This is a genomic window from Halomonas sp. NYA30 (genome assembly GCF_976980765.1).
Genome location: NZ_OZ334477.1, coordinates 3,571,879 through 3,595,443, shown reverse-complemented (window position 1 = coordinate 3,595,443; position 23,565 = coordinate 3,571,879). Strand labels below are relative to the sequence as shown.

Below are 23,565 nucleotides of genomic sequence, written 5' to 3'. Positions count from 1 at the left end.
ACTAAATTGCGTTGCTCGGATGGAAGTAGATAGCTTTGTGCCTGCTTGGTATTGTTATGCACGTTGCAGACCTACCGCAAAAACGCCACCTCAAACAACTATCGAGTCACCTCTCTCATCGTAGAAACGGTTATCGTCCTTCATTAAATCCTCTCTTATTAGCCTTACGAGTGTTAGGTAAACGTATAGAAGACACCTTAGGGAGCAAGGTTATCGGCTCGCACTGTAATGTCGCTGCGATCCTATACAGCATCTCAATGGTGATGCTCACCTCTCCACGCTCTATCCTTCCCATATAGCTACGATCAACGCCTGCTACTATTGCAAAACGATCCTGAGAGAGGCCATTCGCTCGGCGCTTTTCCCTAATGTTTTTTCCGATAGCGACTGCCAGCTCTTCCATATCTGCCTCATTGGTCATGAGGCAGGACTATCGAGCGTTGCGGCCTATCAAGCCACGGCTTATAATCCGTATTTTCACTCCTTTGATGCCCATACCCATGTCCCGTAACCTCCCGAGCATAGATAGGCGAATCATTGAACTCTTACTGAAACCAGAAAATGTAACATTCTGCGTTCAAAGCCTTCGGGATCAGTACATTGAGCAATACGACGTAAATCCGATGCATAAAGCGCCACTGCGTCGCTTTATTTATGAGCGCGTCAGAAAGTTAATTAAGGCCCACTTTGTAGAGAAGGACAGTGAGATAAAGAGCCGCGGCCAGAAGTACCATGTAAGCTCTATGTTGATAGAAGCTGATCTTGGTATTGATGAAGATGACTTTGTCTCATGGCTACAACGTACTCACCCTCAAACACCGAATGAGCCAGTCACCAATGATGCGAGCCAGTCAAATATCGAAGAGAACAGGCAAGCAGTAAAGGCGCCTGCCGATAGCTACACGGTATTGGAAAAAAAGTTAAGTGAGGCGCAAAGCCGGTTTTTGGAAGCTTTAGGGGAAGTGGAGGCCTTCCAGCAGCTTATGAGGGACCATCCGGAGCTTAATAATAGCCTTTCAATTGACTACCGCAGTGCTCACGAGCGTAGCTCACGTCTTTTAGGCCATGTCAGTGCTTTAGAAAAGGCCATAAGCCGCCTCAGTGGCTCATGATTGTATTGCGGAAGTGGCAAGCGGACTGTTTAGACAAGGCCAAAGCACACTATCAGAGCCACCGTGATTATTTCGTTCAGGCAACCCCGGGTAGCGGAAAAACGCGTCTTGCTGCCGAATTGGCCAAGTGGTTGCTTGAAGAACAACTTATCGACTTCGTTATCTGCTTTGCCCCTACGCGGGAAGTGGTTGCAGGTATGCAGCGCACGTTTTCTGCTGTTTTAGATCAGCGTTTTGGAAACGTCATTGCATCCGCAGGAGCCGCTTATACTTACCAATCCATGGAATACCAACAGGAAGAATTTTGGGATATTTTTAAAAAATTCCGCGTATTAGCTATCTTCGACGAAATTCATCACTGCGCAGGTCATGATCCTCTCCTTAGTAACACATGGGGACAGCAGATTATTCGGAATATCCAGGATCAAGCTACTTATACCCTAGGCTTGTCTGGAACCCCTTGGCGTTCTGATGACCTTCCTATCGCGTTGGCACGGTACTCTGATCCAGAAGGGCAGCTGATCTGTGACTATCGTTATGACCTACAAAGTGCTGTGAACGAGGGCGTTTGCAGAGCCCCACGGATTACGCTGATCGATAACCCTTTAATCAGGCTCGTCGAGGAAAAAGAAAACACTGAGTCTGTTCGAGGGTTTTCATGCTTCTCTCAACTACTCAGTGAGTCACCCGTTAGCTACGAAGACCTGTTGCGCCATGATGACATCCTCAATGCTGTGCTGGATATAGGTATTCATCAGCTGAGTGAAACCCGACATAAGACCCCTCAAGCTGGGGGGCTAGTGGTGGCAACGGATATTGAGCATGCCCACCAAATTGCTGCAATACTGAATGCTAAGCATCAAAGCTATGTCGTGGTCACCAGTAAAACACCTCGGGCTCAGCAACTAATCGACCGGTTTCGGCATGACAACACCTGCTGGATTGTAGCGGTTAGCATGATTTCTGAAGGCACAGATATACAGCGTCTTTCAGTTTGCTGTTACCTCAGTCGCATTCGTACCGAGCTTCACTACAGGCAGGTTCTTGGTCGCATCTTAAGAAAGATGGGCACTGATGACAGAGAGGCGTGGCTTTACGTGATCGCTGAACCTACCCTACGTAAATACTCGCAAAGAATCGCCAATGACCTTCCCGAGGATCAATCCACGCTGCAGGCAAAAAAGCTTAATGATCGTCTAACTAAATCCCACGCTGAGCACGCCGATGGCAATACCGAGGGCGCAAAAGAAAGTGAAGATAATCCCCTTTCCGTAAAAGAGCAGAACGGTAAGCGCGAGCTGCAAGTTACTGAGGCTTCATTACTGACGCTGAGCTTTTCTCAATACTACCGGCAGTATCTATTATCGCTAATGTAGTTTTTTCTTTCCATGGCTACCCCCACCCATCTTCAAGGTTCATAAAGTGTACCTTTTGACACGCTTCTATTATCTTTAAAACTCAATGGGTAATAAGTGTCGTTTGGGGTTATAGCTAAGGTTCAAAAGAAAGCCCCATTTTATGATCCAAAATTGAGAATACAGCTCAATGGCGACGATCGGCTACCTCCGAGTCAGCTCTAGCGAACAAAGCACCCAATCTCAACTTAGCGAGATTGCGAATCGACAAAATGTCGAATGTTGGTCATATGCTCATGCATCTGAAGCTTCTGCTAGCTCAGGAATTTGAAACACTCTATCTCCCATCGAATATCTCAATTCATCTGTCGAAAATTTATGCCATCTGATTTAGAATATTGGTTATGAAGATTTTGATTTGTTATTTATTTATAACTTTTATTTTAATGGTGGTTTATGAAGCCTAAAGAAAAGATGGATTTGAACAAGCTTTATAAAAAAATAAGGGCTAACGCTGGGAGAGCTGTTTGTGATTATTCTATGATTGAAGATGGTGACAAAGTAATGGCTGCCATAAGTGGTGGCAAAGATTCATTTGTTATGCTTGATACTCTGTTGTATTTGAAGAGAGTAGCACCGATTAAGTTTGATGTGGTCGCTGTGAATCTCGACCAAAAACAACCCGGTTTTCCGGAGCATGTTCTTCCTGGCTTCTTCAAAAAGAATAATATTGATTATTATATTATAGATAAGGATACATATTCAATTGTTAAAGAGAAAACTCCTGAAGGGAAAACTACTTGTTCACTTTGTTCGAGACTTAGAAGGGGTTCTCTATATGGGTTTGCTGAGGAGATTGGGGCTACAAAAATAGCTCTTGGCCATCACATGGATGACATTGTAGAAACTCTTTTTTTGAATATGTTTTTTAACGGTAAGTTAAAGGCAATGCCTCCTAAGCTGCTAAGTGATGATCGCAGAAATATTGTAATAAGACCGCTTTCTTATTGTCGTGAGAAAGATATTGCTAAGCTGGCATCAATTGTAGAATTTCCAATTATTCCATGTAATCTTTGTGGTTCTCAGGAGAACTTACAAAGACAGAATATAAAAAACATGTTGGCAGGCTGGGAAAAACAAAAAGCGGGTTGTATTGAAAACATATTTAACGGTATCCAGAATGTAAGTCCAAGCCAACTAGCTGACTTAAATCTTTTCGATTTCCACAATCTCGATATCGACAGGTCTAGTAAAGTCATCTCGAACCATACTGGCAGTGTAGATGTTTCTTCGACCAATTTTATAGAAGCAATCAACCTATGATTTTGTAAAGAATACATTGGTGTATCTGGGCTGTCTTTGGTTATATTTTGATCAACTGCATTTGCTTAAAGCTTTTTTTTACAAAAAATGAATTTTTTGTATGGCTTGTGTTTGTTTTCTTTAGAAGAAAGAAAATTAAGTGACTGTATTGTAATGCTTTACTCACTCACTCACTCTTCCTCTTTTAAAAAAATTTGGCATATAAGGCAAGGACAGCTATACGATGCTGGAGATTTTGCGCAACTTGCAGCGCAACGCGCCGGTCAATTTCTCACTGGTAGCGGTCAATCTGGATCAAAAACAGCCCGGTTTTCCCGAGCATGTGCTGCCTGCGTATCTGGATAAGCAGGGCGTGGAATATCACATTGTCGAGCGTGATACTTATTCGGTGGTGAAAGAAAAAACGCCAGAAGGTAAAACGACTTGCGCGCTCTGTTCACGCCTGCGCCGCGGTTCGCTGTATGGCTTTGCCGAAGAGATTGGCGCCAATAAAATTGCCCTGGGCCACCACCGTGAAGACATCCTTGAAACCCTGTTTCTCAATATGTTCTTTGGCGGCAACTTAAAAGCGATGCCGCCTAAGCTACTTTCTGATGATGGTAAAAATATCGTCATTCGGCCGTTGGCTTACTGTAAAGAGGCGGATATTGCCGAGTTTTCACGGCTGATGGAATTCCCGATTATTCCCTGCAATCTATGCGGTTCGCAGCCCAATATGCAGCGTCAGGTCGTCAAAGAGATGCTCGCCGAGTGGGACAAAAAATTCCCCGGTCGCCTGGAAAGCATGTTTAAAGCCGTTACCAATATTGCGCCTTCCCAGCTAGCGGATCGCAATCTCTTTGATTTTGAAGGGCTAGAAGCCAAACAGGCAGAACTACTGGCCGGGCGTATCCAGGCATTTAACGTCAGCTAGCGTTTTGCTCCTCTTCGGCGAGGGTGATTAAGCGCTGCATATCAAGAATATTGACCTCTCGCCCGGATACCGCCACTACGCTCTGCTGCTGGAAGCGGCTTAAAATCCGGCTGACGGTTTCCACCGCTAAACCCAAATAGTTGCCGATATCGGCCCTGGGCATGGAAAGGCGGAAACTGTAGGGCGAGTAGCCACGGCGACGAAAACGATCTGAAAGCGTGATTAAAAAGCTCGCCAGCCGCTGGTCGGCGGTTTTACGTGACAGCAGGCGCATCATGCGCCGGTCGTCGCGCAACTCTTTGCTCATGCTGCGATACAGCTGGCCACGCAGTTCGGGCAACTCCTCAGAGAGTGAGTCCAAGCGATCAAAGGGAATCTCGCAAACGGTGGTCGTTTCCAGGGCAATTACACTCCCTGGGTAGTGCTCTTCATCGATCCCGTCCAACCCCACTAGTTCGCTGGGGAGGTAGAAATTGGTCAGTTGTTCGCTGCCGTTTCCCTCTGATGTGACTTGTTTCAAACTGCCCGAACGTACCGCATAAACGCTGGTAAAAGTATCGCCTTGGCGAAATAGTGGCTCGCCTTTTTTCAGCGGTGCGCGACGACGAATAATGGCATCGAACTGGCCCATATCGTCTATCTCAAGGGCAAGTGGCAAGCATAGTGAGCTCAAGCTGCAGGTTTGGCAGCGAGCTTCATGGAGTAGCGAGCGTCGGCGGCTCATGGGTTCCAACATGCATAACTCCTTGAGTAGCGTCGTGAGTGGCAGGTAATCATTACGCCGTGCTGAGGTAGGCTTCTCTTAGTATGGAAGCTTCATTTCGTTAGCGATAGCTTGTTTACACAATCTTTGAGTAGTGCTTGCCTGATTGCTGCGGCAGGTGAGCATCAAACGCCATGGCTAAGTGACGAATCAGCAGCCGTCCCATGGGCGTCGCGCTAAGCTGGTCGCCGCTGCGCGTCAGCAGGCCATCTCGCTCGGCGCCCTGTAAGTGCTCAAGCGCTTGCGCAAAGTAACGCGGGGCATCAATGTTCCAGCGTTGATCGATGGCGGCCAGATCAATGCGCATATCACACATTAGTCGCTCAATAACGTCCCGGCGGATCAGGTCATCGTCACTTAAGCGCAGCCCACGTACGGTTGCCAATTGGCCTTGATCCAGCGCTGCTTCATAGCGGGCCAGATCGCTAGGGTTCTGTGCATAGACGTCATCGACGCGAGAAATCGCCGACACGCCAAGCCCGATTAAGTCGCACTGGGCGTGACTGGAGTAGCCTTGAAAGTTGCGCTGGAGCGAGCCTTCGCGCTGGGCGATCGCCAAGCTGTCATCAGGACGAGCAAAGTGATCCATGCCGATGTGCACATAACCGGCCGCGGTGAGCATCTCAATCGTGGTGCGCAGAATCGCCAGCTTCTCTTCGCTGCCCGGCAGGTCATCGATGTTAATCCGCCGCTGGGGGGCAAAGCGCTCGGGCATGTGGGCGTAGTTAAACACAGAAAGCCGTGCGGGATTTAACTCGATCACTTGGCGCAAGGTGTCTGCAAAGCTTTTTTCAGTCTGAAAGGGCAAGCCGTATATTAAATCGAGATTGAGCGAACGAAAGCCCAGCCGGTGTGCTTCATCCATCAGCGTCTCGGTGAGTACCCGTGGCTGAATACGGTTAATGGCTTTCTGCACCAGCGGGCTTAAGTCCTGCACGCCTAAACTGATGCGATTGAAACCGAGCGACTGCAGGTGGCGCAGCGTAAATACGTCCGCTTCGCGTGGGTCGATTTCAATCGCGTAATCGCGATCAGACGCGGACGAGAGACCAAAGCGCGCGTCCAGGCGATCAATCAAGTCGCCCATCTGGTTCAAGTTAAGAAACGTCGGTGTTCCGCCACCCCAGTGCAACTGCTTCACCGGTCGTGTGGTATCCAGGTGGCGAGCGGTCAGCACCATTTCACGGTCAAGCCGGGATAGGTACGGCTCGGCCAGGGCGGTGTTCTTGGTGGCGATTTTATTACACGCGCAGTAAAAGCAAATTTTGCGGCAGAAGGGGATATGCACATACAGCGAAAGAGGACGTTGGCTGGCATTGCTGCGCTCTAACGCCTGAGTCAAATCGCTCGGGGTAAATTGGTCGTGAAACGACAACGCCGTGGGGTAGGACGTATAGCGCGGGCCGCTGGTGTCGTAACGGCGCAGCAAGGCTTCATCCCATTTTTTCTGCTCCGGTGCTGCCCCGGCCATGGTTGAAGTCATCGTAGAAGAAGCCGCGAGGGCATGAACGGGCATGAAGTGACGCTCCGGCGTTAAAAGTGGCGTTAAAGCTTTGATGCCAGCCTAACGCGCGGCGCCGATATAAATATTGAGCCATGTCATGTTAATGAAGGTTGTGTGCTGTGAGTGTCCACAGCTGCCACAGCGCAAAAGCAATGATCGTCAGCGCGGCCACGCTGCGCGTTGCCGGGTGACGAATCAGGTGGCTTAACTGGCGCGCGGCAAGCCCGGTGGCCAGCAGCGCAGGTAGCGTGCCCAGTCCAAAGGCGCCCATCAATAGTGCGCCCTGGAGCGGGTCGGCAATTGCTAAGCTCCAGGCCAGCATGGAGTAGACCAGCCCACAGGGCAGCCAACCCCATATCGCCCCCAGCGCAAAGGCTTGGGGTAAATGAACTACGGGCATTAAACGTCGCCCTACCGGCTCGATAAAGCGCCATAGGCGGCGGCCTATCGCTTCAACTTTAAGCAGCCCTTTCCACCAATTGGCGATATACAGCGCCATCAGGATCAGCATCAGCGCCGCAAACACTTGTAGCAGCATTCGCGCCGTGGCAGAGAGGGAAAATAGCGTGCCTAGTAGGGCTACCAGCGCGCCTGCGCTCATGTAGCTAGTGATGCGACCTGCGTTATAGCTGAGCAGCAAGCCACCCATACGCGCCGGATGACGCATGCTGGGGGGTACTGCAAAAGTGAGCGCGCTCATAATGCCACCACACATGCCAATGCAATGGGCGCCGCCCATCAAACCAAACACGAACGCCGCCAGCAGTGGCGGCAGGTCAAGGCCGGTTGGATTCATGGCCGGGGCTCTTGGTCGTCGGGTGAGTGTGTGTCGGAGGGGGCAGCAGGGCGGTGCTTGGTCTGCTGCCGCTGGCGTCGCTGTTCGGGGTTGAGGTCATTCTCATCTTCATCAAACAAAATGCGGTGCGCCGGGCCTTCCAAGTCGTCGAACTGATCATTTTTCACCGCCCAGAAAAATGCCCAGACGGCGAGGCCCAGCAGAATCAGTGAAAGCGGAATGAGTAGATACAGAATCGTCATGCGGTTACCGGTGTTGAAGCGCTTGGCGAAGAAGCGGGCGGCGTCGTACGCCAGCGTGACAGCCGCAGCGCGTTACCCACCACCACTAGCGAGCTGAGCGACATACCAATGGCCGCCAGCCAGGGCGGCACCAGCCCCATTGCCGCCAGCGGCAGCGCCGAAAAGTTGTAGCATACTGACCAGATCATGTTCTGGCGCATGATACGCCGGGTCGCGCGGGAAATCTCGATAGCCTCAAAAATCCGCATCAGGCGTGGGCTGAGCAGCACCGCGTCGGCTCGGGTACGGGCGAGATCCGTCGCGCCATTCATGGCAATTGCCACATCAGCACCGGCTAGCACCGGTACGTCGTTGATGCCGTCACCAATCATTACCACGGTTTCGCCAGCGGCTTGAAGCTCTTTCATCCTGGCCAGTTTGCCTTCGGGGCTGGTACCCGCATGCCAAGTAGTAATGTTGAGCTGGTTAGCCAGGCTCTCAACGGCATCGACGGTATCACCGGAGAGCAGCTCCACGGTTAGCCCCTGGCCCTGAAGGGCTTTGATCGTGGCAGCAGCGTCATCACGAATACCATCATGCAGACCAAACCAGGCACGGGGTTCGCCGTTTTCGCTCAGCAGCAGCCATTGGCCCTTGGCGGGTGCCGAAATGGCTTCTCCAGCGGCAAATTCTGGTTTGCCCAGCTTCCAGCGCGCGCCGTTTAGCGTGCCCTCTAGTCCTTGACCGGTATGGCTATGAATATCTTTTGCCTGAAGCGTTGCATCCCGAAACGGACGAAAGGCGCGGGCGATAGGATGTTCTGAGTGGGCTTCAAGCGCAGCGGCAATTGCCTGGGCGTGCTCGGCGGTCAATTCGCCAAACGGCTGGGTTTGGGTCAGGTGCATTTCGCCGCGGGTTAGCGTGCCGGTTTTGTCAAAGATTACTCGGGTTACGTTGGAGAGCGTCTCCATGGCATCGGCACGGGTGATCAACACGCCGCGCTTGCGCAGTTGACCATGGCCTGCGGTCAGGGCCGCGGGGGTGGCCAGCGCCAGCGCACAAGGGCAGGTCACGACCAGCACCGAAAGTAGTACCCAGAGCATCCGCGAGGGGTCGATAAACCACCAGGCGATGGTGACGCAGGCGGTTACCACTAACAGGCGGAGCACAAATAGGTGGGCCATGCGTGCTGCCATCTGGGCCAGCCGCGGGCGGCTGGCAAAGGCGCGGTCGGTGAGATCGACAATGCCCGCCACTCGGGCATCGCGCCCGGCGTGGGTAACACGGATCACCAGCGGATTTTCCATGTTCTGGCTACCGCCGGTAATGCTGTCGCCCACCCGGCGGGTGACCGGCAGGTATTCGCCGGTCAGCATGGATTCATCCAGGCTCGATTCTCCCTCCTCAATCACGCCATCGGCAGGCACGCCGTGGCCGGGCTTGATCAGGACTCGATCATCCGGGGCGAGTTCGCTCGCGGGTAGAATGCGTTCGCTGCCGTCGCTTTCCAGCCGCGTGGCCGAGATCGGCAGCACGCCACTCAGCACATTGCCGCTATGCCCACTACGGCGCCTGGCTCGGCCTTCCACGTAGCGCCCAAACAGCAAGAAAAAGGTGAACATGGCGACCGAGTCAAAATAGACCTCGCCGACGTTAAACAGCACCGCATAGCTGCTGGCAAGATAAGCCCCACCGATCGCCAGCGATACTGGCACATCCATACCCAATACACCGGTGCGCAGGTCTCGCAGGGCATTACGAAAGAACGGCTGGGCGGAAAAAAATACTACCGGCGTTGCTAAGGCAAACGAGAGCCAGTGGAACAGCGCGTAGAAATCGTCGCTGATTTCACCGGGACCGGAGACATAAATGGGGATCGAGAACATCATCACCTGCATCATGCCTACTGCAGCGATGATCAATCGACGCACGTTCATGCGCTCTTCATGCTGCATGCGTGCTTGGGCTTGATCCGGTTCGTAAGGCTGAGCGTCGTAGCCAATTGCAGCCAGTTCGGCTAGTAGTTGCGAGAGTTTAAGCTGCTGCGGGTCCCAGCTCACGCGCAGTCGGTGGTGGGTTAAATTCACCGCGCTGGTGGTAATTCCCTCCAACGCATTCAGGCGGTGTTCAATCAGCCACGCACAGGCGGCGCAGGTAATGCCTTCAATGGCGAGGGTGGCTTTGACATTGCCCTCATCACCATCAGGGTGAACAAACTGCGCTTGCAGGCCGGGATCATCAAATACCGACCACGTGTCCGCTTTGGCGGCTTGGCGTTCATCGGGGCGTTCGGGAAGTTCGGTTCGGTAGCGGTAGTAGCTCTCTAGCCCGCCATCGACAATGGCATGAGCCACCGCTTCGCAGCCGGGGCAGCAGAGCGGGTGGGTGTGGTCATCCAGGGTAATCGTCCAGGGTGCCGCAGCGGGCACCGGGTTACCGCAGTGGTAGCAGTCAGAGGCAGGCACGGCGTTGCTCATTCGCTTTCTGGACGCCCTCCTGGCAATAGCGCGACGCTATTTTCATTAGGGAACGTCGCTTCACCCGTCAGACGCCAGTCGGCATCTTCTAGTGCGGGCTGAATCTGTAGGTACCAGCGGTAGCGCAGGTTGTCAGGGCCCTGGGTGATATAGCGGCCGTCACGGACATGCTCCAGTATGAACGATTGATCACGGTCATCCTCGGTAGGGAAGATGAGGTCCAGATAGAGCTTGTCGGGACGCGCATCGCCGCTTAAATCAACCACGATGTCGCTGGTCATCGGATCAAGACGTAGCTCGGCGCTTAAGTTCAGAGTGCGCGCCTGCTCCTGCTTGGCAAGTACCATATTAATGGCTTTGCCATGCTCGTAGTAATCCTCTTGCACTACCATGCCATCAAAACTTTTAACTGACATAACGGCAAAGGTTATGCTGAACATAATGGATGAGAGCAGAATGCCGATTAGAAACCATGGCCAAAACTGCTTGTACCAGGGGATCACCTTCTCGCTAGAGGGTAGGGATGACATCGTCGTTTATCTCCTAATATCGCCCAGGAAGCGGGCATCCCGCTCAAGGCGAATACGTTCGTCTTGCTGAGCCTGCAGTGTGAATACAATGTCGTGACTGGGTTGCTGTAGTTCGTCAGGGCTAGCGGTCACTGTAACGACTTCTAAGCGCGACTCACCCGCAGGCACGTCAATCATATTGCTATCTAAGGCTAAACTGGGCAGCCCGGAAACGCTCAGCTGGTAAGTGTGATCCTGGTCATCAAGGTTACGAATGGTCAGGGTAAACACATTACTAATCAGGCCGTCGCGGGTCGTTTGGTAAAGTTGGGTGCGCTCGCGCTCAGCGTCAAAGTTAAGTGGCATGCGGTCATTAATCGCCCAGGCAAAAGTGCCTATCATTAGCACCAATGCGGCAAAGTAGCCTAGCAGGCGAGGGCGCATGATATGGCTCTTTTTGCCCTCAAGCGCGTTTTCGGTAGTGTAGCGTATCAGCCCCCGCGGGTAGCCCATTTTGTCCATTACGCTGTCGCAGGCGTCGATGCAGGCGGCGCAGGTGATGCACTCATACTGCAGTCCGTCACGGATATCGATACCGGTAGGGCATACCTGAACGCAAAGATCGCAATTGATACAGTCGCCGTATCCTGCTTCACGGGCCTCTAGATGGCTCAGGCTTTTAGGGCGATGGCCACGGGGTTCACCACGGGACTCATCGTAGGAGACAATCAGTGTGTCACGGTCAAACATCACCGATTGAAAACGGGCATAGGGGCACATATAAATGCACACCTGTTCACGCAGCCAACCCGCGTTCAGGTAAGTGAATACCAGGAAAAAGCCCACCCAGAAGTAGGACCAGCCATGGGCTTCAAGGGTGGGGAGCTCTGTCACTAAATCACGAATTGGCGTGAAGTAACCCACAAAGGTGATGCCGGTAGCGAGCGCTATCAATAGCCAAGCAGTGTGCTTAGCAGTTTTTCGCCAAGCCTTATCCGCCGTCATCGGTTGATTGTCGAGCTTGATACGCCGATTGCGCGAGCCTTCGATGCGGTGTTCAAGCCAGATAAACAGAAAGGTCCAAACGCTTTGCGGGCAGGTATAACCACACCACACCCGGCCCGCAAAAACGGTAATAAAAAACAGCCCAAAAGCACAAATGATCAACAGCCACGATAGCAGTATGAACTCCTGCGGATAGAACGTGGCGGTAAAGATATGGAATTCGCGATTAGGCAGATCGAACAGAATGAGGGGCCGGTTGCCAACATTGATCCAGGGCAATAGGAAAAACATCAGCATTAACGCCCAGTTAGTACTGCGGCGTAGTTTCTGGAAAATACCTTTAATTTCTCGCACATAAATGTGACGCCGTTTGGCGTACATTTCCTGAGTAACCGGTTGTTGTGGAGGCGTGTGATGCCCCACCGGATTCGGCGTGACGTCTTGGGTTGGTATCTTTTCCATGGCGGTATTCCCGGCTCAGAAGGCAGGAGAGGTAGCACCCCCAGTCTCATGAAGGCGAGTGCATGGTCAATATTGTATCGGGTTGTGCATAAAGAAAGGGTGCGGTTTGAGGCCGCACCCTTTCTTGGCGAGTATGGCTGAGCAGTTAATCAGTCCGCTAAGCGCAGGCTATACACGTAGGCGGCGACCAGGTGAACACGCTCTTCACCAATATAAGCCGCTTGCGCTGGCATATGACCGTTACGGCCATTGCGTAGCGTTTGACGGATGGAGTCACCTACTTCTTGGCCGGGCGCCAAGTAGAGCCAGGTATTGTCGGTCAAGTTAGGCGCGCCGAGGGCTGTATTACCCGTGCCGCTTGGGCCGTGGCAAGCCGCACAGACTGCTGTGAAAGTGCTTTCGCCCTGTTCAGCTTGTGCCTCGTCATGCGCTTCATCAGACAGTGAGAGCACGTATTGAGACAGGTTCTCAATATTGTTTTGCCCCAGCTGCTGCCAGGAAGGCATCAGACCGTTACGGCCATTCGTCAGCGTTTGAACGATATTGTCGGGCTCTCCGCCGTACAGCCAGTCGTCGTCGGTCAGGTTGGGGAAGCCGTAACCGCCCTGAGCGTTGGAACCGTGACACACCGCGCAGTTGTTTTGGTAGATACGTTCAGCAACCTGCATCGCCTCGGGATCTTCGGCAAGCTCAGGAATGGGCACTTCCTGATACTGGGCAAAAATCGGTGTGAAACGCTCTTCGGCCTGAGCGACTTCCTCTTCCCACTGGCCCTCTTGCGACCAGCCCAGTATCCCCGCGTAGTTGCCCAAGCCGGGATAAAACACCAGGTAGCCCAGTGCAAAGACCACCGTCAAGACGAATAGCTGAAACCACCACTTTGGCAGTGGGTTGTCATACTCTTCGATGCCATCGGCGGCATGGCCCGTGGTTTCAACGTTACCGTCCGCGTCAGGCGTTTTATCGGTGCGGCGGTTGGCCAGTAGTATCCATACGCTCAGCGCGATCGTGCCCAGCGTAATGATAATGATCCAGGCGCTCCAGAAGCCGGATAGGGAGTCACCCCATAGATTGTTCATAACTTCTTATCTCCCCTGTCGTCGCGGGAATGCGCTTCGCTGTCGCGTTCACGCGAAGCGTGCTTGTCACTGGTCGGTAGCTCATCGTCGTCGGCAAAGGGCAAATTAGCCGCTTCGTCGAAATCTGGCTTGCGTCGCTTGGAGTACGCCCAGAGGGCGATGCCAATAAACGCGAAAATCAAGATTAGCGTGATGAGACCGCGAAAAGTTCCCGTATCCATAACTTAGCGAGTGCCCTCGAGCACGGTTCCCAGCTGCTGTAGGTACGCGACCAGGGCAGTGATTTCCTGAGTACCGCGAACATCGTCAGTTGCGTTGGCAATATCTTCGTCGGTGTACGGCACGCCTAGCTGGCGCAGGGTGCGCATTTTAGCGGGAGTAGCGTCACCATCGAGGGTATTTTCAAACAGCCAGGGGTAAGCCGGCATAACCGATTCAGGGACTACATCTCGGGGATTGTAGAGGTGAGCACGGTGCCAGTCGTCGCTATAGCGGCCGCCAACACGCGCCAGATCTGGCCCGGTACGCTTGGAACCCCATAGGAAGTTGTGCTCGTAAACCTGCTCACCTGCCACATTGTAGTGGCCGTAGCGCTCGGTCTCCGCGCGGAACGGACGCACCATTTGCGAGTGACAGCCCACGCAGCCCTCGCGGCGGTAGATGTCACGGCCTTCCAGCTCCAGAGCAGACAGCGGCTCCAGGCCTTCAACCGGCTCGGTGGTCTGCTTCTGGAAAAACAGCGGCACCACCTCAGCCAAGCCGCCGAAACTGATCACGACAAGGATCAACACGGCAAGCAGGCCAACGTTTTTTTCGACAATCTCGTGTTTCATTGGTCTCAACTTCCCCGGTTTAGGCAGCTTGTGGCGCTGAATGGCTGATAGCCTCACGACGTTTAACGGTCATGTACACATTGAACGCCATGATCAGCATACCGGTGACCCAGAAGAGGCCGCCGATTAAGCGAACAAAGTAGCCCGGCCCGCTGGCTTCAACGGATTCAACGAAGGTGTACATCAAGGTGCCGTCAGGGTTGATCGCACGCCACATCAGGCCCTGCAGAATACCGTTTACCCACATGGAGGCGATATACAGCACGGTACCGATCGTGGCCAGCCAGAAGTGCACGGCGATCAGGTTGACCGAGTACATTTCAGTGCGACCGAATACGCGCGGGATCAGGTGGTACATTGAGCCGATAGTGATCATCGCTACCCAGCCGAGCGCACCGGAGTGAACGTGGCCAATGGTCCAGTCCGTGTAGTGCGACAGCGCGTTGACCGTTTTAATGGCCATCATCGGGCCTTCAAACGTCGACATGCCGTAGAACGATAGGGCCACTACCAAGAAGCGCAGTGTCGGATCCGTGCGCAGCTTATGCCAGGCGCCTGACAAGGTCATCATGCCGTTGATCATGCCGCCCCAAGAGGGCGCCAACAGGATGATCGACATGATCATGCCCAGCGACTGTGCCCAGTTCGGCAGCGCCGTGTAGTGCAGGTGGTGCGGACCTGCCCACATGTAAATCATGATCAGCGCCCAGAAGTGGACGATGGAAAGACGGTAAGAGTAGATCGGTCGCTCAGCCTGCTTCGGCACGAAATAGTACATCATGCCCAGGAAGCCAGCGGTCAGGAAAAAGCCTACCGCGTTATGGCCGTACCACCACTGCACCATGGCATCCACCGCACCAGCGTAGATCGAGGTGGAGTACATTGGGGTAACCGGGATCGCCGCGTTGTTGACGATATGCAGCACTGCAACGGTTAAAATAAACGCCGCAAAGAACCAGTTCGCCACATAAATATGCGACGTGGTGCGCTTTTTAATCGTCATCAGGAACACGATGGCATAGCTGATCCAAACGACTGCAATCAATATATTGATCGGCCACTCTAGCTCAGCGTACTCCTTGGTCGTGGTGTAGCCCATGGGGAGCGACACGATCGCTGAGATAATAACGGCTTGCCAGCCCCAGAACGTAAAGGCCGCCAGCCTGTCCGAGAATAGCCGTGTCTGGCACGTTCGTTGGACAACGTAATAGGACGTTGCAAAGAGCGCCGAGCCACCAAAAGCGAAAATAACGGCGTTAGTGTGTAACGGACGCAGTCGCCCGAAGCTGGTCCAAGGTATGCCGAGGTTCAGTTGCGGCCAAACCAGTTGCGAGGCGAGGATGACACCAACGGTCATTCCCACGATGCCCCACACAACGGTCATAATCGCGAACTGCCGAACTACCTTGTAGTTGTAGGTCGGGTGTTCAAGTGCTGTGCTCATTTCATGTTCCCATCGAACGCGGTTAGGGGGTAACCCGTGGCATTTTGCACGGATGCGGCCACCCGCTTGATGATGCAGGTCAAGATCCGACGAGGATTCTAGCGCAGCCGAGGCTTAAGCTGAACATGCCAATAGGTTAATCATTGAATTATTAGGAGCGGTGCATGTCACATTACGCTTTGTCTGACTATATTTCGCTAACGCCAGACGCATTAAACGAAGAGACTCATCTCGACTCAAACGGCTGTTATCTGGTGCAGGGCATGGGGCCGTTGGCGGTTCATGGTGAGGCCAAGATAGGACGCTTGCTGTTTGCCCATGGCGCTGGCGCCGGCCAGCAGTCCGCTTTCATGCGTCAATTTGTCACCTCTTTGGCTGGGCGGGGCATACAAGTTCTATGTATTGATTTCCCCTATATGCAGCAAATGCAGGAAACCGGCAAGCGACGCCCACCGCCTCCGATCGCGCAGACCTTGGCTCAGTTTGCCGAGTGGTATGCGCTACTTGATTCTCTTTTTGACGGGCCGCTTTGGGTTGGGGGGAAATCAATGGGCGGTCGCGTGGCGACGCTGTTAGCCAGTCAACAACCGTGCCCTGGTGTCGTGGTGGCTGGTTACCCGTTTCATCCCACCAAAGCGCCGGAAAAGCTTCGTTTGGAACACTGGTCGGCGATTACTTGCCCCATGCTAGTGATACAAGGCGAGCGAGATCCTTTCGGTACTCAGGAGGAGGTCGCAAGCTATACGCTGCCCGCTAATGCTCAGCTGGCTTGGCTGAAAGATGGCGATCACGATTTCAAGCCACGGCGCTCTTCTGGGCTAACGCAAACGTTTTTGATTGACGAAGCCACCCAGGTTGCGGCATCCTTCGTCCGCGTTCACAGCCAAGGCTTGAAAGAAGAGGGCAACGCGCTAGCTTAAAAGCAGTTTTTAAGCGCAGCATGTTGACATTGAAACAACCTTCTGTAAAATGCAGCGCCACGTGACCAGCGGGTGGTTAGCTCAGTTGGGAGAGCACCAGCCTTACAAGCTGGGGGTCACTGGTTCGAACCCAGTACCACCCACCATATTTAGTAATCGCTAAAATGGTTGGAAGCGTGAAGTAAAAAGTAAGATTAAGCTTTGATGTGCATAACGGACCGGTAGTTCAGTCGGTTAGAATGCCGGCCTGTCACGCCGGAGGTCGCGAGTTCGAGTCTCGTCCGGTCCGCCAACATCAAATCAGTATCTGCTTTATGAGTAAGTAGCATTAAAGTACGTTATCGCTATTCGGACCGGTAGTTCAGTCGGTTAGAATGCCGGCCTGTCACGCCGGAGGTCGCGAGTTCGAGTCTCGTCCGGTCCGCCACGATAACTGCTAAGCCAAGCTGGTGAGAACTAAGCTGGTAAGAAAAAGTTGGTAAGCACAGCAAATACTTACCAATAGATTGGGTGGTTAGCTCAGTTGGGAGAGCACCAGCCTTACAAGCTGGGGGTCACTGGTTCGAACCCAGTACCACCCACCATCGCTTAACCGTTTTAAGCGCCTCTGAACCGCTTATAAATGTTAGCCTGATGGTTGTTGTAGAAGTGCTTTTACGTGGACCGGTAGTTCAGTCGGTTAGAATGCCGGCCTGTCACGCCGGAGGTCGCGAGTTCGAGTCTCGTCCGGTCCGCCATAAGTACTTATGCTGTAAAGGTAATATCGGCATTAGCCGAACGAATTCTAAAAAGCCCGGATCAATGATCCGGGCTTTTTTATTGCGTGCAGCCCGTAGGCTGCACGCTAGCCTTAGCCGATAGCGCTGACACCCGCTTTGGCAACTTGTACGTCCTGGTCGGGTTTAACGCCGGAAATGCCCACGGCACCCACCACATGGCCATCCACTGTGATCGGCACACCACCTGAAAGTAGACCCTGCAGCGGCGCAGAAATAAACGCTGTACGGCCGCCGTTAATCATCTCTTCAAATACCTGGGTCTCTTTACGACCTAGCGCTGCGCTGCGCGCTTTTTGCGTGGCGACATCGGCACTGAAAGGGGCGGCGCCATCTAAGCGGCGCAGGCCCAATAAGTGGCCGCCGTCGTCGGTTACTGCGATAGTGACCGGCCAGTTATTGCTGTCGGCTTCTTTTTGCGCCGCGTCTAATACATTGATGACATCGGCTTGAGCGAGGATGGCTTTTGTTTGCATGGTGTAATCCTTTTTAAGGCAGGGAGTGAGTCGCCGCGCTATTAAGTAGCAGCGCGGCGGTAGGGGTTAAAGAGTAACCACTAGCGCTAGGGAAGTGCCGCATCGACGATTTCAACCCAGTGGCGCACCGGCGTACGGTTGGCACCAGCCAAGTGGGTTTGACAACCGATATTGGCAGTGACAATCATCTCTGGATTACCGGCCTCCAGGGCATTGAGCTTATTGTCGCGCAGTTGGGTGGCAATTTCCGGTTGAGTAATCGAGTAAGTGCCCGCCGAGCCGCAGCAGAGGTGCGCATCCTGCACCGGCGTTAACGAAAAGCCGAGCTTGGTGAGTACGCCTTCCACTGCACCGTTAAGCTTTTGCGCGTGTTGCAGCGTACAAGGGCAGTGAAATGCCAGCCGCTTGGATTCTTTAACGTTCAATGCTTCCAGGGGCTCATCGCGCAAGATTTCGACAATGTCTTTGGCCAAGGTACTGACCTTTTGCGCTTTAACGGCGTACTCAGGATCATCCTTGAGCATATAGCCATACTCTTTAACAAAGGCGCCGCAACCGCTGGCGGTTTGAACGATGGCTTCAGCGCCTTGTTCAATATATGGCCACCAAGCGTCGATATTGGCGCGCATACGAGCCCGCCCATCGTCCTGGGCGTTGAGGTGAAAATCAACCGCGCCACAGCAGCCTGCTTCAGCCACCGGCGTTACGCTAATGCCGAGCCGATCTAGGATCCGCGCGGTAGCCGCATTGGTATTGGGTGACAGCCCCGGCTGCACGCAGCCTTCCAGAATCAGCACTTGCCGGGTATGACGGTGCGCATCAGGGCGTACGCCTGCATCTATCGGTTCAGCGGGCATTTTATTGCGTAGCTTGCTAGGCACCAGCGGCTTAAAGGTTTGGCCCAGCTTTAGCAGCGCCTGAAAGCGTTTAGGTTCGACCATCATCTTACGCAGCGCATAGCGCTGAGCCCGCTCGCCAGCAGGGCGGGGCACCCGGCGCTCAATTTCGGCACGGCCAATGTTGAGCAGCTTATGGTACTCCACGCCTGAAGGGCAGGTGGTTTCACAGTTAAGGCAGGTCAGGCAGCGGTCAAGGTGCAGGCGAGTCTCTTCGGTGACTTGGTCATCATCGTCGCGGCTCTCAAGCAGCTCCTTCATTAGATAGATGCGTCCGCGGGGGCCGTCACGCTCATCGCCCAACAGCTGGTAGGTGGGGCAGGTGGCGTTACAGAAACCGCAGTGAACGCAGGTGCGCAAAATGCTATCTGCTTCCTGAATGTGCGGCTTCTGACGGTCGGCATCGGTAAATTGCGTCTGCATGTCAGCTCTCCTGATTAAAACGCCGCATAAAGACGACCGGGATTGAATATGCCATGGGCATCCAGCTCCGCCTTTAAGTTACGATGATATTTTTCCACCACCGCATTCAGCGGTGTGAAAGGCTCAACGGCGCCGCCCTGGGCATGGGGTGTGTAACAGGTGGCATGGCCGCCTACTGCTTTGCAGGCTGCGCGCAGCGTATCAGCGTCCAGCGCTGTTTTTACCCAGCGCTGACTGCCTGCCCACTCGTAAAAAATATCGGTTTCGGCAATATCCAGGTTCAGCGGCGCGGTATTGGGCGGCAGCGATAGCCGCCACAATGCTTGGCCGTCGTTGAGCTGGAAAAATGGATGGCTATGGTCGCGTAGGGATGTCCAGAAGCTTGGATCAAGCGATTCGCCGCCTAAGCGCTCCTGGGTTGCCTGTACTGAGCTTTTACCCCCCTCTAGGCGCAGAAAGAGCTCACCGTTATGCCAGGCAGCCGCCGTGATCGGTAGCGGCTGACGGCCCAGCTCGGCCAGCTTTTTCAGCGCATCGTTAAGGTTGAGTGATAAACGCAGGCTGTGCGTGGCGTTAGGGATCGGCAGCACCTTAAACGAAATATCGGTCAGTACGCCAAGCGTTCCCTGGGCGCCGGCCATCATGCGCGAAAGATCGTAACCGGCGACATTCTTCATCACTTCGCCACCAAAGCGCAGCAGCTTGCCCTCTTGAGTGATTATCCGTGTGCCGAGCACAAAATCCCGCGCCGCACCCGCCCAGGGGCGGCGTGGGCCGGAAAGGCCGGTCGCAACGGCACCACCAATGGTCGAGGCTTCGCCAAACATGGGCGGCTCAAACCCTAACATTTGGTGTTTCTCTGCCAGCGCTGCTTGAAGGGCGCTTAGCCGCGTGCCAGCGCGCACGGTGACGATCAATTCCACCGGGTCGTAGCTGACAATGCCACTATGTTCAGCCATCTGCAGCGCTTGGCCTTCCACCGGTCGGCCATAAAAAGCGCGGGTATCTCCGCCTACAATACGTAGCGGAGTGCGTGCGTCATACGCACTGCGCACCTGCTCACACAGCGTGTCAGCGATATCGCGGTCGGCGGCATGCATCGCTAGTTCGGTCATGGTCTATTCCAATATTTATTTTGCCTAGTGGTTATCTTAACTAGGTCACTATTAAAAACGGGGCAGATCCGGGTGCGGCAGTTCGTTATTGTGAACATGCATGGCGCCAAACTCTGCGCAGCGCGCCAGGGTTGGAATATTCTTGCCGGGGTTGAGCAGTCGCTTAGGGTCAAATGCCGCTTTCAGGGCATGAAAAACGCTAATCTCATCCGGCTGGAACTGGCTGCACATTTGGTTGATCTTTTCGCGCCCTACACCGTGCTCACCTGTGATCGAGCCGCCTGCCGCGACACAAAGCTCAAGAATCTTGCCGCCCACCTCTTCGGCAAGCGCCAACTGTCCCTCTTTATTGGCATCAAACAGGATCAGCGGGTGCATGTTGCCGTCGCCAGCGTGGAATACGTTGGCAACTGCCAGGCCGCTCTCCTCGGAAAGCGCGGCAATGCCTTTGAGTACGCGGGGGAGTTCACGGCGTGGGATAGTGCCGTCCATACAGTAATAGTCGGGTGACATACGACCCACCGCGGGGAAGGCGTTTTTACGTCCGGCCCAGAACTTGGCGCGCTCGGCTTCATCGCGGGCCTGCTGGATATTGGTAGCCCCGGCTTTTTCCAGCACGCGGCGTACGGTATCGCAATCGTCGTCCACGTCGGCTTCAACGCCATCCAGCTCGCAGAGCAGAATCGCTTCGGCGTCGAGGGGGTAGCCTGCTTTGACAAAATCCTCGGCGGCTTTGATGGCAAGTTTATCCATCATCTCCAGGCCGCCGGGGATAATGCCAGCGGCAATGATGTCGCCCACGGCGCGACCCGCTTTTTCGACATCGTCGAAGCTGGCCATGAGCACCTTGGCGGTTTCGGGCTTGGGCAGCAGCTTAACGGTAATTTCGGTGACCACACCAAGCATGCCTTCTGAGCCATTCATCAGTGCCAGCAGATCAAATCCGGGCGCATCGAACGACTCAGCACCCAGTGTCATGTGTTCACCCTCAATGGTGAGCACGTCGACGCGCATCACGTTATGCACTGTCAGGCCGTATTTGAGGCAGTGCACGCCACCAGCATTTTCGGCCACGTTACCGCCGATCGAACAGGCAATTTGCGAGGAGGGGTCCGGCGCGTAGTAAAGTCCGTAAGGCGCAGCAGCTTCAGAAATTGCTAGGTTACGCACGCCAGGCTGAACCCGCGCCATGCGGGCATCGGGGTCTACACTCAGTATTTTGCTAAAGCGCGACATGACCAGCAGCACGCCTTGCTCCAGCGGCAGTGCGCCGCCAGATAGGCCGGTGCCCGCGCCGCGGGTAACGACGGGCACGCCCAGCGCATAGCAGCGCTTCAGCAGCCCTTTTACCTGCTCCAGGGTTTCAGGCAGTGCCACCAGCATCGGTAGCACGCGATAGGCCGCTAGCCCATCGCACTCAAAGGGGCGGAGGTCTTCTTCACGGTGCAGCAGCGTCATATCCGGGACCGCTTGCTGCAGGTCGCTCAAGACCTCGCTTTTATCTCGCTGAACCAATTCGCCGTCCAGACGCTCATCAAAGAGGATATTCATCACGACATCCCATGCTTATTATCATTAAAGGCAAACGTTGAAAATTTAAGCGCATACCGCCAACTAGCATGGCCTCAATTTGAGCTTTTTTTATCCATCTGTCTAGGTGGTGGTGCATTGGTCTGACCAGTAATTGGTCGACAGTGATGCCTTCTTTGTTTAGTACTGGGTGAAGTGCTGGCAAGCTGGTCATATTGCCCATCAGGAGAGTCACCATGGCAGCAGAAAATCAAGCCTTGTCACCCGGGCAGCGAAGGCCGGAACAAGTGGCCACCCGGCTTGAGCGCCTTATTCTTGATGGCGTTTTTCGCCCCGGCCAGCTGCTTCCTTCGGAACGACGGCTGTGTGACCGGTTGGGCGTCTCCCGCGCATCGCTGCGCGAGGGATTAAGAATTCTGCGCAGCAAAGGAATTATCGATACCCGGCAGGGCCACGGCTCAACGGTAGCTACGCTACTGCCCGTCAGCAATCAAAGCCCTTTAATGCACTTGTTTAAAGATCATCCACGCACGCTGTTTGATCTGCTGGAAGTGCGTGCTCTACTGGAAGGAGAGTCAGCGTGGTTAGCGGCAAACAGAGGCACTTCCGCCGACCGAGTGTTGATCACCCGGCGTTATCGTGAAATGGCTGACTACGTGGAAACAGCCGAGACGATCGATGTCGAGCGTCTCGCCAGGCTCGATCACGCTTTTCATTTAGCGGTTTCCCAAGCCTCGCACAACCCAGTACTGGTACACACGCTGCAAAGCCTGACCGACTTACTGCTTAGCTCGGTTTTCGCTTCGGTCAAACACCTTTATCATTTGCCGGTACCGCGGGCGATGATCAATCAGCAGCATGCCCAATTGCATGATGCCGTTGTCAGCGGCGAGGCGGCGCAGGCAAAACAGGTAGCGCTGGAGCATCTCTCCAGCATTAGCCAACTGCTGCGTGATTTAGAGGTAGAGCATGATCGGCTGGAGCGCTCCTCCATGCGCCTTGAAGAGTGGCAGTAGAAAAGCCAAGCACCAAGAGCCAAGAGTCCAAAACATCAATAACAACCCAGGAGGTTAACGTGGCACTTTATCAATACGGCGAGCATCGCCCAGAGGTTCACGACGATGTTTACATTGCGGAAACGGCCGATGTAATCGGCCAGGTCACCTTAAAAGCGCGCTCAAGCGTTTGGTATCAAGCCGTGTTGCGCGGTGACACCGACCATCTTGAAGTAGGTGAAGAGAGCAATATTCAGGATGGCGCGGTGCTTCACGCAGACCCAGGCTTTCCGCTCAAGGTAGGTAAAGGCGTAACTGTTGGGCATCAGGCAATGCTGCATGGCTGCACCATCGGCGATGGGTGTTTAATCGGCATACAAGCCGTAGTGCTTAATGGGGCAGTGATTGGTGAGAACAGCCTGGTGGGTGCCGGTGCCTTTATTAAGGAGGGCGCAGTGTTTCCGCCCAACTCGCTAATCGTCGGCTCGCCGGCCAAGGTAGTGCGGGAGCTTTCCGAAGAAGTCGTGGCGGGACTGAAGAAGAACGCTCAAAGCTATGTTGAACGCGGCAAACTCCATAGCCAGCAGCTAAAGCGTATCGATTGACGCGTAAAACCCGCTGTACTAAATAGCAAACCC

Annotated in this window: 23 protein-coding genes, 5 tRNA genes and 1 pseudogene; 12 read left to right on the top strand and 17 right to left on the bottom strand. The window is 53.9% G+C overall.

The window, feature by feature from the left end; translation table 11 throughout:
* Window positions 1-130 precede the first annotated feature (130 nt).
* Complete coding sequence (locus ACWI0H_RS16700) at window positions 131-403, bottom strand: helix-turn-helix domain-containing protein (RefSeq protein ID WP_485874017.1); 273 nt, start codon at window positions 401-403, stop codon at window positions 131-133.
* Between the two features lie 97 nt (window positions 404-500).
* Between ACWI0H_RS16700 and ACWI0H_RS16695 the strand changes: the two genes are divergently transcribed.
* The 4 genes and pseudogenes from ACWI0H_RS16695 to ttcA (ACWI0H_RS16680) form a co-directional block, all read left to right on the top strand.
* Window positions 501-1,112, top strand: coding sequence for a hypothetical protein (locus ACWI0H_RS16695; protein ID WP_485874016.1), 612 nt, complete (start codon window positions 501-503; stop codon window positions 1,110-1,112).
* Window positions 1,109-2,488 (top strand): DEAD/DEAH box helicase, encoded by a 1,380-nt coding sequence (locus ACWI0H_RS16690; protein ID WP_485874015.1) that lies wholly within the window; start codon window positions 1,109-1,111, stop codon window positions 2,486-2,488. Before ACWI0H_RS16695 ends, ACWI0H_RS16690 begins: the two co-directional genes overlap by 4 nt.
* A gap of 435 nt (window positions 2,489-2,923) precedes the next feature.
* Complete coding sequence (gene ttcA / locus ACWI0H_RS16685) at window positions 2,924-3,790, top strand: tRNA 2-thiocytidine(32) synthetase TtcA (protein ID WP_101147533.1); 867 nt, start codon at window positions 2,924-2,926, stop codon at window positions 3,788-3,790.
* A gap of 205 nt (window positions 3,791-3,995) precedes the next feature.
* Window positions 3,996-4,703, top strand: a pseudogene (gene ttcA / locus ACWI0H_RS16680) (tRNA 2-thiocytidine(32) synthetase TtcA); the annotation flags it as partial.
* Here the strand turns inward: ttcA (ACWI0H_RS16680) and fnr are convergent.
* The 11 genes from fnr to ccoN form a co-directional block, all read right to left on the bottom strand.
* Window positions 4,696-5,439 (bottom strand): fumarate/nitrate reduction transcriptional regulator Fnr, encoded by a 744-nt coding sequence (gene fnr / locus ACWI0H_RS16675; RefSeq protein ID WP_281662210.1) that lies wholly within the window; start codon window positions 5,437-5,439, stop codon window positions 4,696-4,698. The pseudogene ttcA (ACWI0H_RS16680) and the gene fnr sit on opposite strands and share 8 nt — an antisense overlap.
* Window positions 5,440-5,542: 103 nt before the next feature.
* A complete protein-coding gene (hemN, locus tag ACWI0H_RS16670; protein ID WP_485874014.1) occupies window positions 5,543-6,982 on the bottom strand; it encodes an oxygen-independent coproporphyrinogen III oxidase in 1,440 nt (479 codons plus the stop codon).
* Between the two features lie 88 nt (window positions 6,983-7,070).
* Entirely contained in the window at window positions 7,071-7,766 is a 696-nt protein-coding gene (locus ACWI0H_RS16665; RefSeq protein ID WP_101147530.1) for a sulfite exporter TauE/SafE family protein, read from the bottom strand.
* Window positions 7,763-8,008 carry a cbb3-type cytochrome oxidase assembly protein CcoS gene (gene ccoS / locus ACWI0H_RS16660; protein ID WP_101147529.1) on the bottom strand — a complete coding sequence of 82 codons (246 nt, stop codon included), beginning with the start codon at window positions 8,006-8,008 and terminating at the stop codon, window positions 7,763-7,765. Before ccoS ends, ACWI0H_RS16665 begins: the two co-directional genes overlap by 4 nt.
* Entirely contained in the window at window positions 8,005-10,464 is a 2,460-nt protein-coding gene (locus ACWI0H_RS16655; protein ID WP_485874013.1) for a heavy metal translocating P-type ATPase, read from the bottom strand. Before ACWI0H_RS16655 ends, ccoS begins: the two co-directional genes overlap by 4 nt.
* Window positions 10,461-10,994, bottom strand: a complete 534-nt coding sequence (locus ACWI0H_RS16650) for a FixH family protein (protein WP_101147527.1) — start codon at window positions 10,992-10,994, stop codon at window positions 10,461-10,463. Before ACWI0H_RS16650 ends, ACWI0H_RS16655 begins: the two co-directional genes overlap by 4 nt.
* 6 nt (window positions 10,995-11,000) lie before the next feature.
* Window positions 11,001-12,440: a cytochrome c oxidase accessory protein CcoG gene (ccoG, locus tag ACWI0H_RS16645; RefSeq protein WP_101147526.1), complete on the bottom strand. Its 1,440-nt coding sequence runs from the start codon at window positions 12,438-12,440 to the stop codon at window positions 11,001-11,003.
* 149 nt (window positions 12,441-12,589) lie between these two features.
* Window positions 12,590-13,519, bottom strand: a complete 930-nt coding sequence (ccoP, locus tag ACWI0H_RS16640; RefSeq protein ID WP_101147525.1) for a cytochrome-c oxidase, cbb3-type subunit III — start codon at window positions 13,517-13,519, stop codon at window positions 12,590-12,592.
* The gene (locus ACWI0H_RS16635) at window positions 13,516-13,740 is read right to left on the bottom strand and encodes a CcoQ/FixQ family Cbb3-type cytochrome c oxidase assembly chaperone (RefSeq protein ID WP_035585415.1); all 225 of its coding nucleotides are present in this window, start codon (window positions 13,738-13,740) and stop codon (window positions 13,516-13,518) included. The genes ccoP and ACWI0H_RS16635 overlap by 4 nt, the downstream gene beginning before the upstream one ends.
* A 3-nt stretch (window positions 13,741-13,743) precedes the next feature.
* Entirely contained in the window at window positions 13,744-14,352 is a 609-nt protein-coding gene (ccoO, locus tag ACWI0H_RS16630) for a cytochrome-c oxidase, cbb3-type subunit II (RefSeq protein ID WP_088699417.1), read from the bottom strand.
* Between the two features lie 19 nt (window positions 14,353-14,371).
* The gene (gene ccoN, locus ACWI0H_RS16625) at window positions 14,372-15,796 is read right to left on the bottom strand and encodes a cytochrome-c oxidase, cbb3-type subunit I (RefSeq protein ID WP_485874012.1); all 1,425 of its coding nucleotides are present in this window, start codon (window positions 15,794-15,796) and stop codon (window positions 14,372-14,374) included.
* Between the two features lie 164 nt (window positions 15,797-15,960).
* Here ccoN and ACWI0H_RS16620 point away from each other — a divergent pair, with 164 nt between their 5' ends.
* The 6 genes from ACWI0H_RS16620 to ACWI0H_RS16595 all read left to right on the top strand — a co-directional run bounded on the left by ACWI0H_RS16620 (window position 15,961) and on the right by ACWI0H_RS16595 (window position 17,453).
* The gene (locus tag ACWI0H_RS16620; protein WP_485874011.1) at window positions 15,961-16,716 is read left to right on the top strand and encodes an alpha/beta fold hydrolase; all 756 of its coding nucleotides are present in this window, start codon (window positions 15,961-15,963) and stop codon (window positions 16,714-16,716) included.
* 70 nt (window positions 16,717-16,786) lie between these two features.
* Window positions 16,787-16,862: transfer RNA gene (locus tag ACWI0H_RS16615), tRNA-Val, on the top strand.
* Window positions 16,863-16,931: 69 nt separating this feature from the next.
* Window positions 16,932-17,008: transfer RNA gene (locus ACWI0H_RS16610), tRNA-Asp, on the top strand.
* 58 nt (window positions 17,009-17,066) lie between these two features.
* Window positions 17,067-17,143: transfer RNA gene (locus ACWI0H_RS16605), tRNA-Asp, on the top strand.
* An 81-nt stretch (window positions 17,144-17,224) separates the two neighbouring features.
* Window positions 17,225-17,300, top strand: a tRNA-Val gene (locus ACWI0H_RS16600).
* A gap of 76 nt (window positions 17,301-17,376) precedes the next feature.
* Window positions 17,377-17,453, top strand: a tRNA-Asp gene (locus tag ACWI0H_RS16595).
* 113 nt (window positions 17,454-17,566) lie between these two features.
* Here the strand turns inward: ACWI0H_RS16595 and ACWI0H_RS16590 are convergent.
* The 5 genes from ACWI0H_RS16590 to ACWI0H_RS16570 all read right to left on the bottom strand — a co-directional run bounded on the left by ACWI0H_RS16590 (window position 17,567) and on the right by ACWI0H_RS16570 (window position 22,155).
* Window positions 17,567-17,968: a heme-binding protein gene (locus ACWI0H_RS16590; protein ID WP_008955984.1), complete on the bottom strand. Its 402-nt coding sequence runs from the start codon at window positions 17,966-17,968 to the stop codon at window positions 17,567-17,569.
* Window positions 17,969-18,054: 86 nt separating this feature from the next.
* On the bottom strand, window positions 18,055-19,287 hold the full coding sequence (gene glcF / locus ACWI0H_RS16585; protein ID WP_101147522.1) for a glycolate oxidase subunit GlcF: 1,233 nt from the start codon (window positions 19,285-19,287) through the stop codon (window positions 18,055-18,057).
* A 14-nt stretch (window positions 19,288-19,301) separates the two neighbouring features.
* Entirely contained in the window at window positions 19,302-20,402 is a 1,101-nt protein-coding gene (glcE, locus tag ACWI0H_RS16580; protein WP_485874010.1) for a glycolate oxidase subunit GlcE, read from the bottom strand.
* A gap of 51 nt (window positions 20,403-20,453) precedes the next feature.
* A complete protein-coding gene (gene glcD, locus ACWI0H_RS16575) occupies window positions 20,454-21,953 on the bottom strand; it encodes a glycolate oxidase subunit GlcD (RefSeq protein ID WP_101147520.1) in 1,500 nt (499 codons plus the stop codon).
* The gene (locus ACWI0H_RS16570) at window positions 21,937-22,155 is read right to left on the bottom strand and encodes a hypothetical protein (protein ID WP_336275137.1); all 219 of its coding nucleotides are present in this window, start codon (window positions 22,153-22,155) and stop codon (window positions 21,937-21,939) included. The genes glcD and ACWI0H_RS16570 overlap by 17 nt, the downstream gene beginning before the upstream one ends.
* Window positions 22,156-22,168: 13 nt before the next feature.
* On the opposite strand from ACWI0H_RS16570, the gene glcC reads away from it, so the two are divergent.
* Both glcC and ACWI0H_RS16560 read left to right on the top strand, forming a co-directional pair.
* A complete protein-coding gene (glcC, locus tag ACWI0H_RS16565) occupies window positions 22,169-22,948 on the top strand; it encodes a transcriptional regulator GlcC (protein ID WP_485874009.1) in 780 nt (259 codons plus the stop codon).
* 59 nt (window positions 22,949-23,007) lie between these two features.
* Window positions 23,008-23,532: a gamma carbonic anhydrase family protein gene (locus ACWI0H_RS16560; protein ID WP_101147518.1), complete on the top strand. Its 525-nt coding sequence runs from the start codon at window positions 23,008-23,010 to the stop codon at window positions 23,530-23,532.
* Window positions 23,533-23,565: the final 33 nt, after the last annotated feature.

Bases quoted from the DNA above. Each gene is read 5' to 3' on its own strand.
- ACWI0H_RS16700 (WP_485874017.1), bottom strand. From the start codon at position 403: ATGGAAGAGCTGGCAGTCGCTATCGGAAAAAACATTAGGGAAAAGCGC.
- ACWI0H_RS16695 (WP_485874016.1), top strand. From the start codon at position 501: ATGTCCCGTAACCTCCCGAGCATAGATAGGCGAATCATTGAACTCTTA.
- ACWI0H_RS16690 (WP_485874015.1), top strand. From the start codon at position 1,109: ATGATTGTATTGCGGAAGTGGCAAGCGGACTGTTTAGACAAGGCCAAA.
- ttcA (WP_101147533.1), top strand. From the start codon at position 2,924: ATGAAGCCTAAAGAAAAGATGGATTTGAACAAGCTTTATAAAAAAATA.
- fnr (WP_281662210.1), bottom strand. From the start codon at position 5,439: ATGTTGGAACCCATGAGCCGCCGACGCTCGCTACTCCATGAAGCTCGC.
- hemN (WP_485874014.1), bottom strand. From the start codon at position 6,982: ATGCCCGTTCATGCCCTCGCGGCTTCTTCTACGATGACTTCAACCATG.
- ACWI0H_RS16665 (WP_101147530.1), bottom strand. From the start codon at position 7,766: ATGAATCCAACCGGCCTTGACCTGCCGCCACTGCTGGCGGCGTTCGTG.
- ccoS (WP_101147529.1), bottom strand. From the start codon at position 8,008: ATGACGATTCTGTATCTACTCATTCCGCTTTCACTGATTCTGCTGGGC.
- ACWI0H_RS16655 (WP_485874013.1), bottom strand. From the start codon at position 10,464: ATGAGCAACGCCGTGCCTGCCTCTGACTGCTACCACTGCGGTAACCCG.
- ACWI0H_RS16650 (WP_101147527.1), bottom strand. From the start codon at position 10,994: ATGTCATCCCTACCCTCTAGCGAGAAGGTGATCCCCTGGTACAAGCAG.
- ccoG (WP_101147526.1), bottom strand. From the start codon at position 12,440: ATGGAAAAGATACCAACCCAAGACGTCACGCCGAATCCGGTGGGGCAT.
- ccoP (WP_101147525.1), bottom strand. From the start codon at position 13,519: ATGAACAATCTATGGGGTGACTCCCTATCCGGCTTCTGGAGCGCCTGG.
- ACWI0H_RS16635 (WP_035585415.1), bottom strand. From the start codon at position 13,740: ATGGATACGGGAACTTTTCGCGGTCTCATCACGCTAATCTTGATTTTC.
- ccoO (WP_088699417.1), bottom strand. From the start codon at position 14,352: ATGAAACACGAGATTGTCGAAAAAAACGTTGGCCTGCTTGCCGTGTTG.
- ccoN (WP_485874012.1), bottom strand. From the start codon at position 15,796: ATGAGCACAGCACTTGAACACCCGACCTACAACTACAAGGTAGTTCGG.
- ACWI0H_RS16620 (WP_485874011.1), top strand. From the start codon at position 15,961: ATGTCACATTACGCTTTGTCTGACTATATTTCGCTAACGCCAGACGCA.
- ACWI0H_RS16590 (WP_008955984.1), bottom strand. From the start codon at position 17,968: ATGCAAACAAAAGCCATCCTCGCTCAAGCCGATGTCATCAATGTATTA.
- glcF (WP_101147522.1), bottom strand. From the start codon at position 19,287: ATGCAGACGCAATTTACCGATGCCGACCGTCAGAAGCCGCACATTCAG.
- glcE (WP_485874010.1), bottom strand. From the start codon at position 20,402: ATGACCGAACTAGCGATGCATGCCGCCGACCGCGATATCGCTGACACG.
- glcD (WP_101147520.1), bottom strand. From the start codon at position 21,953: ATGAATATCCTCTTTGATGAGCGTCTGGACGGCGAATTGGTTCAGCGA.
- ACWI0H_RS16570 (WP_336275137.1), bottom strand. From the start codon at position 22,155: ATGGGCAATATGACCAGCTTGCCAGCACTTCACCCAGTACTAAACAAA.
- glcC (WP_485874009.1), top strand. From the start codon at position 22,169: ATGGCAGCAGAAAATCAAGCCTTGTCACCCGGGCAGCGAAGGCCGGAA.